The sequence below is a fragment of the Allobosea sp. TAF32 genome, assembly GCF_052113585.1.
Classification (GTDB): Bacteria; Pseudomonadota; Alphaproteobacteria; order Rhizobiales; family Beijerinckiaceae; genus Allobosea.
In genome coordinates this window covers 286,305-298,634 of sequence record NZ_JBFRDM010000007.1, presented here as the reverse complement: position 1 = coordinate 298,634, position 12,330 = coordinate 286,305, and the positions used below count along the sequence as shown (strand labels likewise).

At 65.4% G+C, this 12,330-nt stretch carries 14 protein-coding genes; 9 read left to right on the top strand and 5 right to left on the bottom strand.

Translation table 11 applies throughout. The features are described 5' to 3' along the window. Positions 1-90: 90 nt before the first annotated feature. Together AB4Z16_RS16785 and acpS are read left to right on the top strand one after the other, a co-directional pair. Complete coding sequence (locus tag AB4Z16_RS16785) at positions 91-843, top strand: pyridoxine 5'-phosphate synthase (RefSeq protein WP_441512494.1); 753 nt, start codon at positions 91-93, stop codon at positions 841-843. A 52-nt stretch (positions 844-895) separates the two neighbouring features. Continuing rightward, positions 896-1,312: a holo-ACP synthase gene (acpS, locus tag AB4Z16_RS16780; protein WP_441512493.1), complete on the top strand. Its 417-nt coding sequence runs from the start codon at positions 896-898 to the stop codon at positions 1,310-1,312. 70 nt (positions 1,313-1,382) lie between these two features. Here the strand turns inward: acpS and aqpZ are convergent, their stop codons facing one another. Further along, the gene (aqpZ, locus tag AB4Z16_RS16775; RefSeq protein ID WP_441512492.1) at positions 1,383-2,108 is read right to left on the bottom strand and encodes an aquaporin Z; all 726 of its coding nucleotides are present in this window, start codon (positions 2,106-2,108) and stop codon (positions 1,383-1,385) included. A gap of 245 nt (positions 2,109-2,353) precedes the next feature. Between aqpZ and lepB the strand changes: the two genes are divergently transcribed. From lepB to AB4Z16_RS16750, 5 genes are all read left to right on the top strand, one after another. After that, positions 2,354-3,121: a signal peptidase I gene (gene lepB / locus AB4Z16_RS16770; protein WP_441512491.1), complete on the top strand. Its 768-nt coding sequence runs from the start codon at positions 2,354-2,356 to the stop codon at positions 3,119-3,121. Then, positions 3,118-3,849 carry a ribonuclease III gene (gene rnc / locus AB4Z16_RS16765; protein WP_441512490.1) on the top strand — a complete coding sequence of 244 codons (732 nt, stop codon included), beginning with the start codon at positions 3,118-3,120 and terminating at the stop codon, positions 3,847-3,849. Before lepB ends, rnc begins: the two co-directional genes overlap by 4 nt. After that, positions 3,842-4,759, top strand: coding sequence for a GTPase Era (gene era, locus AB4Z16_RS16760; protein ID WP_441512489.1), 918 nt, complete (start codon positions 3,842-3,844; stop codon positions 4,757-4,759). The genes rnc and era overlap by 8 nt, the downstream gene beginning before the upstream one ends. 18 nt (positions 4,760-4,777) lie before the next feature. Further along, positions 4,778-5,323: a sugar O-acetyltransferase gene (locus tag AB4Z16_RS16755; protein ID WP_441512488.1), complete on the top strand. Its 546-nt coding sequence runs from the start codon at positions 4,778-4,780 to the stop codon at positions 5,321-5,323. A 206-nt stretch (positions 5,324-5,529) separates the two neighbouring features. After that, a complete protein-coding gene (locus AB4Z16_RS16750) occupies positions 5,530-6,162 on the top strand; it encodes a LabA-like NYN domain-containing protein (RefSeq protein ID WP_441512487.1) in 633 nt (210 codons plus the stop codon). Between the two features lie 75 nt (positions 6,163-6,237). Here the strand turns inward: AB4Z16_RS16750 and smpB are convergent, their stop codons facing one another. The 3 genes from smpB to dapA are packed head-to-tail and all read right to left on the bottom strand — an operon-like array spanning position 6,238 to position 8,299. Continuing rightward, positions 6,238-6,711, bottom strand: a complete 474-nt coding sequence (smpB, locus tag AB4Z16_RS16745; RefSeq protein ID WP_441512486.1) for an SsrA-binding protein SmpB — start codon at positions 6,709-6,711, stop codon at positions 6,238-6,240. After that, positions 6,708-7,355, bottom strand: a complete 648-nt coding sequence (locus AB4Z16_RS16740) for an FMN-binding negative transcriptional regulator (RefSeq protein ID WP_441512485.1) — start codon at positions 7,353-7,355, stop codon at positions 6,708-6,710. Before AB4Z16_RS16740 ends, smpB begins: the two co-directional genes overlap by 4 nt. Positions 7,356-7,405: 50 nt before the next feature. After that, positions 7,406-8,299, bottom strand: a complete 894-nt coding sequence (gene dapA / locus AB4Z16_RS16735; RefSeq protein WP_441512484.1) for a 4-hydroxy-tetrahydrodipicolinate synthase — start codon at positions 8,297-8,299, stop codon at positions 7,406-7,408. Positions 8,300-8,470: 171 nt separating this feature from the next. Here dapA and AB4Z16_RS16730 point away from each other — a divergent pair, with 171 nt between their 5' ends. Both AB4Z16_RS16730 and AB4Z16_RS16725 read left to right on the top strand, forming a co-directional pair. Continuing rightward, complete coding sequence (locus AB4Z16_RS16730; RefSeq protein ID WP_441512483.1) at positions 8,471-10,549, top strand: transglycosylase SLT domain-containing protein; 2,079 nt, start codon at positions 8,471-8,473, stop codon at positions 10,547-10,549. A 177-nt stretch (positions 10,550-10,726) separates the two neighbouring features. Continuing rightward, positions 10,727-11,620, top strand: a complete 894-nt coding sequence (locus AB4Z16_RS16725) for an alpha/beta fold hydrolase (RefSeq protein ID WP_441512482.1) — start codon at positions 10,727-10,729, stop codon at positions 11,618-11,620. A 2-nt stretch (positions 11,621-11,622) separates the two neighbouring features. On the opposite strand, the gene AB4Z16_RS16720 is transcribed toward AB4Z16_RS16725, so the two are convergent. Further along, positions 11,623-12,324 (bottom strand): hypothetical protein, encoded by a 702-nt coding sequence (locus tag AB4Z16_RS16720; RefSeq protein ID WP_441512481.1) that lies wholly within the window; start codon positions 12,322-12,324, stop codon positions 11,623-11,625. Positions 12,325-12,330: the final 6 nt, after the last annotated feature.

Sequence of the window (12,330 nt, the reverse complement as noted above, 5' to 3'; positions counted from 1 at the left end):
ACAAATCGTGAGGCCGCCATCACAATCCCTGCATTGAGCCGATGCCGTGCTTTCGTCTAAGCACGGGTAGCTTCAAAGAGGGCTTGCACAATGGCCGAAGGGCTGCGTCTCGGCGTCAACATCGACCATGTCGCCACGGTGAGGAATGCGCGCGGCGGTGCCCTGCCCGATCCGGTCCGCGCCGCCCATCTCGCCATCGCCGCAGGCGCTGACGGAATCACCGCCCATCTGCGCGAGGACCGCCGCCATATCCGCGACGCCGACATGGAACGGCTCGCCGCCGAGCTGACGAAGCCGCTCAATTTCGAGATGGCCGCCACCGACGAGATGATCGCGCTGGCGGAGCGCCTGAAGCCGCACGCGGCCTGCCTCGTGCCGGAAAAGCGGGAGGAGCGTACCACCGAGGGCGGGCTCGACGTCGTCGGGCAAGAAGAACAGCTTGCGCCACGCATCGCCCGCCTGAAGGCCGCCGGCTGCCGCGTTTCGCTCTTCATCGAGCCCGACAAGGCGCCGATCGCTATGGCGGCCAAGCTCGGCGCCCCCGTCGTCGAGCTCCATACCGGCAGTTGGTGCCATGCGGTTGCGGATGGCAGAACGGCCAAGGCGGAGGCCGAGTTCCAGCGACTTGCCGATGGCGCGGTTTATGCGGCCAAGCTCGGGCTTGAGGTCCATGCCGGCCATGGGCTCGACTACGACACCGCGCGCAGGCTTGCCGGCATACCGGCCTTCGTCGAGTTCAACATCGGCCACTTCCTGATCGGCGAGGCGATCTTCGTTGGGCTGGACGCGGCGATCCGCCGGATGCGGCAGGCGATGGATGATGGGCGCGGCACCGGAGGCTGACCGTTCCGGAAACCGGTTTCCACTTTCCCGGCCAATGCTCTAAACGCGGAGCATGATCCTCGGCATCGGCTCCGACCTCTGCGACATCCGCCGCATCGAGCGCTCCCTCGAGCGCTTCGGCGAGCGCTTCACCCAACGCGTCTTCACTGACGGGGAGCGGGCGAAGTCCGACCGCCGCGCGACGCGCGCCGCCTCCTATGCCCGCCGCTTCGCCGCCAAGGAGGCTTGCTCGAAGGCGCTCGGCACCGGCATGCGGCTGGGCGTGTTCTGGCGTGACATGGAGGTGGTCAATCTGCCGGGCGGGCGCCCGACCATGCGCCTGACGGGCGGCGCGCTTGAGCGTGTGAAAGCCATGACGCCGGCAGGTTTCGAGCCGGTCGTCCATGTCTCGCTGACCGACGACCCGCCACTGGCACAGGCCTTCGTCGTGATCGAGGCCCGTCCGATCATCGGCGATCGCCCGGCCTAGTTCCGCAGCCATGGAACAGGGAAGGCCGGTGCGGCGGCACCAGCCTTCCCTCAGCAAATGTCGAGCTGGCCTACTCGGCCGGCTGGGTACCGCTGACGACACCCTGCGGCTCGTCGCTCAGCCAACGATAGATTGCGCCGCCGAGCACGCCGCCGATGAGCGGCGCGACCCAGAACAGCCAGAGCTGCTGAATGGCCCAGCCGCCGACGAACAGCGCCGGCCCCGTGCTGCGCGCCGGGTTCACCGAGGTGTTCGTCACGGGGATGCTGACGAGGTGGATCAGGCACAGGCCGAGGCCGATGGCGAGCGGCGCAAAGCCGGCCGGAGCCCTGCCGTGGGTCGCCCCCATGATGATGAAGAGGAACATCATCGTCATCACGACTTCCATGAGGAAGGCCGAGGCCAGATTGTATTTTCCCGGTGAATGCTCGCCAAAGCCGTTCGAGGCGAAGCCGTTGGCGAGATCGAAGCCCGGCGCGCCGCGGGCGATCTGATAGAGAACGGCCGCGGCCACGATCGCGCCGACGACTTGCGCGACAATGTAGGGAACGATCTGCCCCACCGGAAAACGACCGCCTGCAGCGAGCCCGACCGTCACGGCCGGATTGAGGTGGCAACCGGAAATATGGCCGATGGCGTAAGCCATCGTCACGACGGTGAGGCCGAAAGCGAGCGAAACGCCGAGCAATCCGATGCCGACATTTGGAAAACCTGCAGCGATGACCGCACTGCCGCAACCCGCAAAAGTCAACCAGAACGTGCCGATGGCTTCGGCGACATATTTCTTCGTGCTCATGGTGATTCCCCCAAAGGTCGGAAACGCGGGAATGCTGTTCGTGAAACACGATATCGTCAACGCATCTAAGTGGGTATTCGCTCTGCGAATTTGGCCCATCTCCCGCCGTTTTCTCGCATTGTAATTGTTCTCACCATGTATTCGCCATCCGCCAGTATCATCTCACCAGACTGCTCTTGCGCGTTGTCGCAGGCGCGATAGTCGGCTAGACCGCGCGCTGGATTGCAGTCCCAGGAGCGCCCCGCGTGGCCAACGAAGTCGAAAGCAAGAACAAGACGACCAAGGAAGAGGGCGGCGTCTTCGAGACGATCAAGGTCGTCGTCCAGGCGCTCCTCATCGCGTTGGTCATCCGCACCCTGCTGTTCCAGCCCTTCAACATCCCTTCGGGCTCGTTGATCCCGACCCTGCTGATCGGCGACTATCTCTTCGTGTCCAAGTACACCTACGGCTATTCCAAGCACTCGATCCCGTTCAGCCCGCCGCTGTTCTCAGGGCGCGTCTGGGCGGCCGAGCCCAAGCGCGGCGACATCGCCGTGTTCAAGCTGCCGAGCGACAATTCGACGGATTACATCAAACGCGTCATCGGCCTGCCCGGCGACCGCATCCAGATGATCGACGGCATCCTGCACATCAACAACCAGCCGGTGAAGCGCGAGCGCATCGCCGACTATGTGACCAGCGACAATTGGGGCCGCAGCGTTCCGGTGATCCGCTACATCGAAACGCTGCCGAACGGCGTCCGCCACGAGATCATCGAGCGCGAGGGCGACACCGGCACCTTCGACAACACTCAAGTCTTCGTCGTGCCGCCCGGCCACTTCTTCATGATGGGCGACAATCGCGACAACTCGCTCGACTCGCGCGACCGCAGCGTCGGCTATGTGCCGTTCGAGAACTTCGTCGGTCGGGCCGAGATCATCTTCTTCTCGATCGAGGACGGCGCCTCGGCCTGGAAGATCTGGGAATGGCCCTATACGGTTCGCTGGAACCGTCTGTTCAGCACCATCAAGTGAGCAAGAGCAGCGAAGCCGCGCGCAAGGCGCCGGACACAGCGCGGCTGGAAGCCGCGCTGGAGCACAACTTCAGCGACAAATCCCTGCTGATCACGGCGCTTACCCATATGAGCGCCGAGGAATCGCGGCTGGCTAGCTATCAGCGCCTCGAATTCCTCGGCGACCGTGTGCTCGGCCTATCGGTCGCCGACATGCTGTTCCGGCGCTACCCGCAATCCGAGGAAGGCAATCTTTCACGCCGCCTCGCCGATCTCGTGCGCAAGGAGACCTGCGCCGAGGTGGCGCAGGGCTGGAATCTCGGCCATTTCATGCGGCTGGGCGATGGCGAGATCCTCGGCGGCGCCCGCAAGAACAAGGCGATCCTGGCCGATGCCTGCGAGGCGATCATCGGAGCGGTCTTCATCGACGGCGGCTACGAGGCGGCCCGCGCGCTGGTCGAACGCGCCTTCGGCGAGCGGCTGATGAAGCCGGTGCGCCCGCTGCGCGACGCCAAAACCGCGCTGCAGGAATGGGCTCAAGGCAAGGGCTATCCGACGCCGACCTACAGCGAGCGCGGCCGTTCGGGGCCGGACCATGCGCCGGTCTTCGTCGTTGCTGCAAAGATCACCGGGCTCGCGGACTCCGAGGCGCGCGGCCCCTCCAAGCGGCTCGCCGAGCAGGCCGCGGCCGAAGCCTTCCTGCGACGCGAAGGCCTGTGGAACGAAAACCCGGAAGGCGAGCATGTCTAAAACCGATCAACCCACGCGCTGCGGCTTCGTCGCGCTGATCGGCGCGCCGAACGCCGGCAAGTCGACGCTGCTCAACCAACTCGTCGGCGCCAAGGTCTCGATCGTCTCGCGCAAGGTGCAGACGACGCGGACGCAGGTGCGCGGCATTGCCCTGTCCGGCCCGGCGCAGATCATCTTCGTCGATACGCCCGGCATCTTCGCGCCGAAGCGCCGGCTTGACCGCGCGATGGTGACGAGTGCCTGGGGCGGCGCGACCGACGCCGACCTGATCGGCGTGCTGATCGACGTTGGCCGCTTCGAGCACGAGGAGAACACCGCGCTGCTGGAGAAGCTCGCCGAGCTGAAGCAGCCGAAATTCCTGATCCTCAACAAGATCGACACGGTGGCGAAGGAAAAGCTGCTCGAGATCACCACCAAGGTGAACGAGCGCGGGCAGTTCGAGGCGACTTTCATGGTCGCTGCGCTCACCGGCTATGGCGTGAAGGACATCCTGGCCTGGCTCGAAAAGCGCCTGCCGCTCGGACCCTGGCTCTACCCCGAGGACCAGATCTCGGATGCGCCCTTGCGCTTCCTCGCCGCAGAGATCACCCGCGAGAAGATCTTCGAGCGGCTGCACGATGAACTCCCCTACCGCTCCACGGTCGAGACCGAGAGCTGGCAGCAGAAGCCGGACGGCTCAGTCCGTATCGAGCAGACGATCTATGTCGAGCGCGAGGGCCAGCGGAAGATCGTGCTCGGCGAAGGCGGCCAGACGATCAAGGCGATCGGCCAGAAGGCCCGCGCCGAGATCGCCGAAGCGGCCGAGGCCAAAGTTCACCTCTTCCTGTTCGTGAAGGTTCGCGAGAACTGGAGCGACGACCCTGAACGCTATCGCGAGATGGGATTGGAGTTCCCCAAGGGCAAAGCCTGAGCTACGCGGAGGACGGCGATGCGCAGCGAGAGGGACAAGATGCTCGCGGGCGAACTGTACCGTGCGGACTGCCCGGAGCTTATCGCCGATAATCGCCGCATTAGCGACTGGATGGAGCGTTTCAACGCAACCACGGCCACGCCTGAGCAAAGGCCCGCATTGATGCAGGAGGCGTTTCGCCATGTCGGGCGGAGCGTCACCATCCGCCCGCCCTTCCATTGCGACTATGGCTACAACATCAGCCTGGGCGACGGCGTCTTCCTCAACTTTGGCTGCGTCATCCTCGATGTCGTCGCCGTGACCATCGGCGACGACACGCAGATCGGCCCGGGCGTCCAGATCCTCACCGCGGATCATCCGCGTGATCCCGCTCAGCGCCGGCAGATGCTGGAGTTCGGCCGCCCGGTCAGCATCGGGAGCAATGTCTGGATCGGTGGCGGGGCGATCGTCCTCCCCGGCGTCACGATCGGTGACGATGCGATCATCGGCGCGGGCAGCGTGGTCACGCGCGACGTGCCCAAGGGGCGGACGGCGCTCGGCAATCCCGCACGGCTGCGGCCCTGATCTCCCGAACAGTCGAACCCGAGAGTTGAGCCCGGTCGTCGGCGCGATCGAACGGCGCGACACTGCCGCAGCCGCATGGCCGCACTGCGTCAAGAAGCCACGGTTCCTGCTTGAACCTTGTCAAATTTCCTTCATGAACGACATTGTTCGAACGCCTTTTGCTTCCATCTTTATTGCTTGAAGTCATTTGAGCAGGAGTCATTGCCATGAACGGCGCACCGCGCATCGCGCTTTTCATCGACGGCGCCAATCTCTACGCGACCTCGAAGCAGCTCGGCTTCGACATGGATTATCGTCGCCTGCTGCGTGAGTTCCAGAGCCGCGGCAATCTGATCCGCGCCTTCTACTTCACCACGCTCGTCGAGAGCGAGGAATACTCCTCGATCCGCCCGCTCGTCGACTGGCTCGACTACAATGGCTACCGCGTCATCACCAAGGCAGCCAAGGAATTCACCGACGCCACGGGCCGGCGGCGCGTCAAAGGCAACATGGACATCGAGCTGGCGATCGAGATGCTCGAGCTCGCGCCGCATCTCGACCAGATCTACCTGTTCTCCGGCGATGGCGACTTCCGCCCGCTGGTCGAGGCAGTGCAGCGCAAGGGCGTCAAAATCTCGGTCGTCTCGACGATCTCGACCAACCCGCCGATGGTCTCGGACGATTTGCGCCGGCAATGCGACGAGTTCGTCGATCTTGCCCAGCTCATGCAGAAGATCGGGCGCGATCCGTCCGAGCGCAGCCCCCGCAGCGCCACGCCCGGCGCCCCGGCCGCACCCGGCAATCCCGCGCTCGAACGGCGCTACGGTATCCGCCAGGGCGACGAGCCGGTGGAAGGGTGAGGCTCCTTTTGGAGAGCTGCCGCCTCTTCCCTTCTCCCCCTGCGGGAGAAGGAGAAGCACGGCCCTGATCCAAGCCTACCCGCCTGTTTTCAAGATCCGCTGCTTGTCGCGGTTCCAGTCGCGGGTCTTCTCGGTCTCGCGCTTGTCGTGGAGCTTCTTGCCCTTGCCGAGACCGAGCTCGACCTTCGCCCTGCCCTTGTCGTTGAAATAGACCTTGAGCGGGATCAGAGCCATGCCCTCGCGCTGGACTGCGCCCATCAGCTTGTTGATCTCGCGACGATGGAGAAGCAGCTTGCGCGGCCTGCGAACCTCATGGTTGAAGCGGTTCGCCTCCAGATATTCCGGGATATGGGCGTTGAACAGGAAGAGCTCCTCGCCCATCGGGCCGGCATAGCTCTCACCGATCGTCGCCTTGCCGCCGCGCAGCGACTTGATCTCGGTGCCCTGCAGCGCGATGCCCGCCTCCAGGGTTTCCTTGATCTCGTAGTTGAAGCGCGCCTTGCGGTTGTCGGCGGCGAGCCGATAGCGGGCGGGATCAGGCTTCTTCATGCAGTTTCACTGAATCCGTGCTTTTTCACCAGCGAGGCCATCGCCTGCGAATCCGTTGCGGGATCGGCGCTCAGGCCGTCGAGGACGCCGAGCTTGTCGTCCTCGCGCCGGTTCTGGCTGAGTTTGAACTTGCCGATGATCGAGGCGATCTCGATCTCGACACCGACGATGCCACGCGCCTGCGCGACGATGAAGGGCTCCGGCGCGTCCGAGACCGCCCAGGGCTCGGTGCGGGGCGCCTCCTGCTGCTGCGTCAGCGACTCGAGCTGGGCACGCAGCCATGCCGGCTCTTCGATTGCCCGGGCGGGGCCGCGCACCTGGACGGTGACGTAGTTCCAGGTCGGCACGACCTTCCCGGTCTCGCGCTTGGTCGCGTACCAGGCCGGCGTGACGTAGCGCTCGACGCCAGTGAAGATCACCAGCGTCTCGGCACCCGCCGCGATCGCCTTCCACTGCGCGTTGGGCCGCGCGACATGGGCGCGCAGCACACCGTTCTCTCCCTCATCCTCGTGAAGGATAAAGGGAACCAGATTGGCGATAAGGCCGCCCTCGCCCACTGTCACCAGCGAGGCGAGCGGGTGCTGGCGAATGACGGCGTGGAGCTGCGCGCGGTCCTCGACCTTGAAGTGACTGGGCTCGTACATTCCGGATTTCCCTGGCGTCGCCGGGGCGACCGGACGAACGCAATCCCTATCTAAGCATTCAACAGCCCGGCGAAAACCATGGCGTCTCGGATCACCTTGCCGGTGGCCGGTGTCACCGGCATCAAGGGCAGGCGGATTTCCTCCTCGATGCGGCCGAGCAGCTTCAGGCCATGCTTGGCGCCGGCGAGGCCGGGCTCCTTGAAGGTCGCGTCATGGAGCGGCACCAGCCGGTCCTGCACCTTCAACGCCCCAGCGTAATCGCCCTTGAGCGCGGCCTCCATCAGATCGGCGCAGAGGCGCGGCGCGACATTGGCGACGACCGAGATGCAGCCATGACCGCCGGCAGCCATATAGGCCAGTGCGGTCATGTCCTCGCCGGAGAGCTGGATGAAATCCGGGCCCATGGCGTGGCGCTGCTGCGAGACGCGGGCGAGATTGGCGGTGGCATCCTTCACGCCGACGATGTTCTTGAGCTCATAGAGCCGCGTCATCGTCTCGACGGACATATCCACCACCGAACGCGGCGGGATGTTGTAGATGATGATCGGAATCCCGATTGCATCGTTCACCGCCTTGAAGTGCTGGTACATGCCCTCCTGGGTGGGCTTATTATAATAGGGCGTGACCACGAGAACGGCGTCGGCGCCGGCCTTCCCGGCATGAACGGCGAGATCGATAGCCTCGATCGTGTTGTTGGAACCAGCCCCTGCGATCACCGGAACGCGGCCCTTGGCCTGATCGACGACGATTTCGACGACGCTCTTGTGCTCGTCATGGGAGAGCGTCGGGCTCTCGCCGGTGGTGCCGACCGGGACCAGGCCGGTCGAACCGCTGGCGATCTGCCATTCGACCAGCGCGCGCAGCGTCTCCTCATCGACCTTGCCGGATTTGAAGGGAGTGACCAGAGCTGGCATCGAGCCGGTAAGGGCAATGTGCTTGGTCATCGGGCTGATCCTGAAGCGAAACGCGGGTTGTCGGGCCGCCACACATAAACCGTCGTTTGGTCAAGGCAAAGCCGGCAATGCATGAAAATGCGTAGCCTCATAGTTAAGCCTTCATCAACCCCCTTCCCCGACCATCGTTCCCGAATGCCTGCCCCAGGATGGAGACCCGCCATGGCCTCGCCTGCTGCCGCGAGGAGATTGATCGGCCTGCTGTTGCCTGCCGTGCTCTCCGCCTCGACCACACAGGCGGGTGACGACGGCATGCTGGCGAGCCAGCGCAAGCTCGCCATGATCGGCGACGTCGAGACCACGGGCGCGCTGCTGCCCTATCCGTCCTCCACCCTGCGGGGCGATGATGCAACCAATCTGGACGCCGTGAAATCTGCCGTCGCCGCCTATAGACGCGGCGCACTCGGCGAGGGTGATGAGCTTGCGGCGCGGATCGACGACCGCGCCGTTCGCACGCTGCTCGAATGGGTGGCGATCCACGCCAATGCCGGCACCGTGTCGTTCACGCGGATCGACGCCTTCCTGCGCGAGCATCCGAACTATCCCGCGACGACCCGTTTTCGACGCCGCGCCGAAGAGGCGCTGATCGCCGAGAAGAAGAGTCCGCTGATCGTCCGCGCCTTCTTCCACGGCCAGCAGCCGGTGTCGCCGGCCGGGCGGATCGCGCTCGCGCTCGCGCTCAAGGACGAGGGGCGAGCCGAAGAGGCTGCCGCCCTCGTGCGCCGGACGTGGCGCAAGGACCCGTTCGGGCAAGCGCTGGAGAAGATCGTCCTCAAGGAATTCGACGCCGTGCTGACGAAGGACGACCATCGGCAGCGTACCGAGCGCTTCCTGTTCAAGGACAATGACGGGGCAGCCTTGCGCAATGCCGCCCGGGTCTCGGCCGACTATGTCGTGCTGGCCAGGGCGCGGCTCGCCAGCGCCGGAGCGCGCCAGCCGATCCCCGAAAAGCAGATCGCGGCAGTGCCAGCCTCCGTCCGCAGCGACGTTTCCTTCGCCTTCCTGCGGGCGCAGCAGGCCCGCCGGGCCGACAAGCTCGACGATGCCGTCAAGGCGCTCGCCAGTGTTCCGCGCGACGCAGCCATGCTGGGCGATGGCGACGGCTGGTGGGAAGAGCGGCGCATCATCTCGCGCAAGCTCCTCGATGCCGGCCAGCCAGCGAAGGCCTATGAGGTCTCGGCTGGCCACGGCGCCGAGGACGCAGCGGAGCGTATCGAGGCGGAATGGCATGCCGGCTTCATCGCACTGCGCTTCCTGAAGAAGCCGGAAGTCGCGCTGAAGCATTTCGACGCCGCTGCCGCCATCAGCGAAACGCCCATCTCGGTCGCCCGCGCGGCCTATTGGCGGGGCCGCGCCTTTGAGGAGATGGGGCAAGCCGATGAGGCCAAGGCCGCCTTCGGCAAGGCGGCAGAGCAACCTGTCGCCTATTACGGTCAACTCGCGCGTGCGAAGCTGGGGCTGGACCGCCTGCCGCTCCGAAGCACTTCGGCCGCCGCCCTCGAGGGATTGCCGGGCCATCGCGGCGTGCGGCTGCTCTATCGCATCGGCGAGCGCGACCTCGCCACGCTGATGCTGAACGATCTGGCACAGCGCCTGCACACCACCGAAGCGCTGGAGGCGATCGCGGCAATCGCGCAGCGCGAAGCTGATGCCCGTGCGCTCGTCGGCATCGGCAAGGCGGCGCTGCAGCGCGGCTTCCCGCTCGACATGGCTGCCTATCCGGTCAACGGCATCCCGGAATTCGACGTGCTCGGCGACCCGATGGAGCGCGCCATCGTCCACGCCATCGCCCGGCAGGAGAGTGCCTTCGACCCGGCCGCGATGTCCGGTGCCGGGGCACGCGGGCTGATGCAGATGATGCCGGCGACGGCACGCGAGACGGCACGTCGTGCCGGGCTGCCCTTCGACTGGCAGAAGCTGGGCCAAGACCCGCTCTATGCGGCGCAGATGGGTGCAGCCCATCTCAACGACCTGCTGAAAGAGTGGCGCGGCTCCTACATCCTGACCTTCGCGGCCTATAATGCCGGCTCGCCGAATGTGAAGAAATGGATCGCCGCCTATGGCGACCCGCGCGACCCGGAGGTGGATGCCGTCGATTGGGTCGAGCGCATCCCCTTCTCCGAGACGCGCAACTACGTCCAGCGCGTGATGGAGAATCTGCAGGTCTATCGCGAGCGGCTGAACCAGCGCACCGCCTATCTGATCGACTACGATCTGAAGCGCGGCGGCAAGCGCGATTAGCCGCTGGCCCCTCACCTGCCCCGCCATCCCGGGCGCGGGCCAAGCGAGGACCTGCAACCCATCGCAGTCGCAGCGGCCTTCAACGGATTCCACATCGGCGTCGAGCTGCGAAAGCCGGCTTCCGCCCTCGGCCGGAGCATGATTAGGTGCGCGGGAGATAGCTTCCTCGAGTTCCGCATGATCCCGGCTTCCGCCTTTACCTCCCGCTTCGTCAGCGCTCGCGACGGTCTGAAACTCCATCTGCGTGACTATGGTCCGCTCGAAGGGACCGCACTTCCGGTCGTCTGCCTGCCGGGTTTCGCGCGCACGGCCGCCGATTTCCACGAACTGGCAATGGCTCTCGCGCAGGACGAGACCAAGCCGCGCCGCGTGCTGGCGCTCGATTATCGCGGCCGCGGGCTCTCGGATTACGACCGCAACTGGAAGAACTACGACATCCGCATCGAGCTCGACGACCTCATGCAGGTTCTGGTCGCGATGGGCATAGAACAGGCCGTTTTCGTCGGCACCTCGCGAGGCGGGCTTCTCACAATGGCGCTCGCGGCGGCCCGGCCGGCCGTGATCAGCGGAGCGGTCCTCAACGATGTCGGCCCGGTGATCGACGCGCGCGGCCTGTTGCGCATCCGCGGCTATGTCGGGAAATTGCCGGTGCCGCGCAGCTTCTCGGAAGGCGCCGAGATTCTGAAGCGGCTCTCCGACCAGCATTTCCCGGCGCTCAGCCAAGCGGAGTGGGAGATCATGGCCCGCCGCACCTGGACGGATCGGGACGGGCCGCTCAAGCCGGATTACGACACGAAGCTGATGAAGGTGCTGGAGGAGCTCGACCTCGAAGCGCCCCTGCCGGTGCTCTGGACCTATTTCGACGGGCTCAAAGCGGTGCCGCTGCTGGCGATCCGCGGAGCGAACTCCGATCTGCTGGCCGAAAAGACCCTGCAGGAGATGGCCGAGCGCCATCCCGACTGCGAAATCTTCACCGTCGCCGGACAAGGCCACGCCCCTCTATTGGGCTCGAGAGACATGGCCCGGCGCATCGGCAAGCTGATCGCGCGGGCCGAGCGTCGAGCGGCCTGACTTTAGGGTTTCGACGGCTCCTTCGTGGCCTCGCTGGAGATGGCTGCGACATTGCCCTGTCCGGCGGAGCCGTCGTCGCGGGACGTCTCGACCAGCCCCGCCTGGGCGCGAGCGGCAAACTCCGTCACGACGCCCGTCGCCAGAACCTTCGCCTGGCCGACCCAGTCTTCACGCTCGATGCGACCGGGAAAAGCAAGGTAACTGCCGACCCATTCGACGTTGTCGGGCGCCCAGGCGGCGATCTGCTCGAAATGCCAGATGCCGAGGCCGTGCAGGCGACCTTCATTCTGCCGGCCGACACCCTTGATCAGCTTCAGATCGTCGGCTTTTCCATCGCGAGCCACCGCCTGACCCGCGGGCCGACGGCCGGGCAGATCGGCCTCGTTCTCGACGGGCGGAAGCACATCGGCCGTCACCCGGGTTACGCTCACCGCTGTCGGCCTGTGAAACAAACTAGCACAGGCGCAACCTGCCCAGTACGCAGCGATGAATAGCAGCGCGGTCTCCAACCATGTCGCAACGGCCCCGTTGAGCCATTGGAACCAGGCCAGGGCTGCACCAAGGGCCCAGAACGCAGCGACAACCGTCCAGGCACCGTTCCACAGCCGGACTCTGCCGCCACCTTGGCTGATCCGGCCCATAGCGAGCCCAAGGCCGAAGGCGCCGAGCAGGAACCAAACGAACTGGCTGGCGAGATAGAGCATGACCGC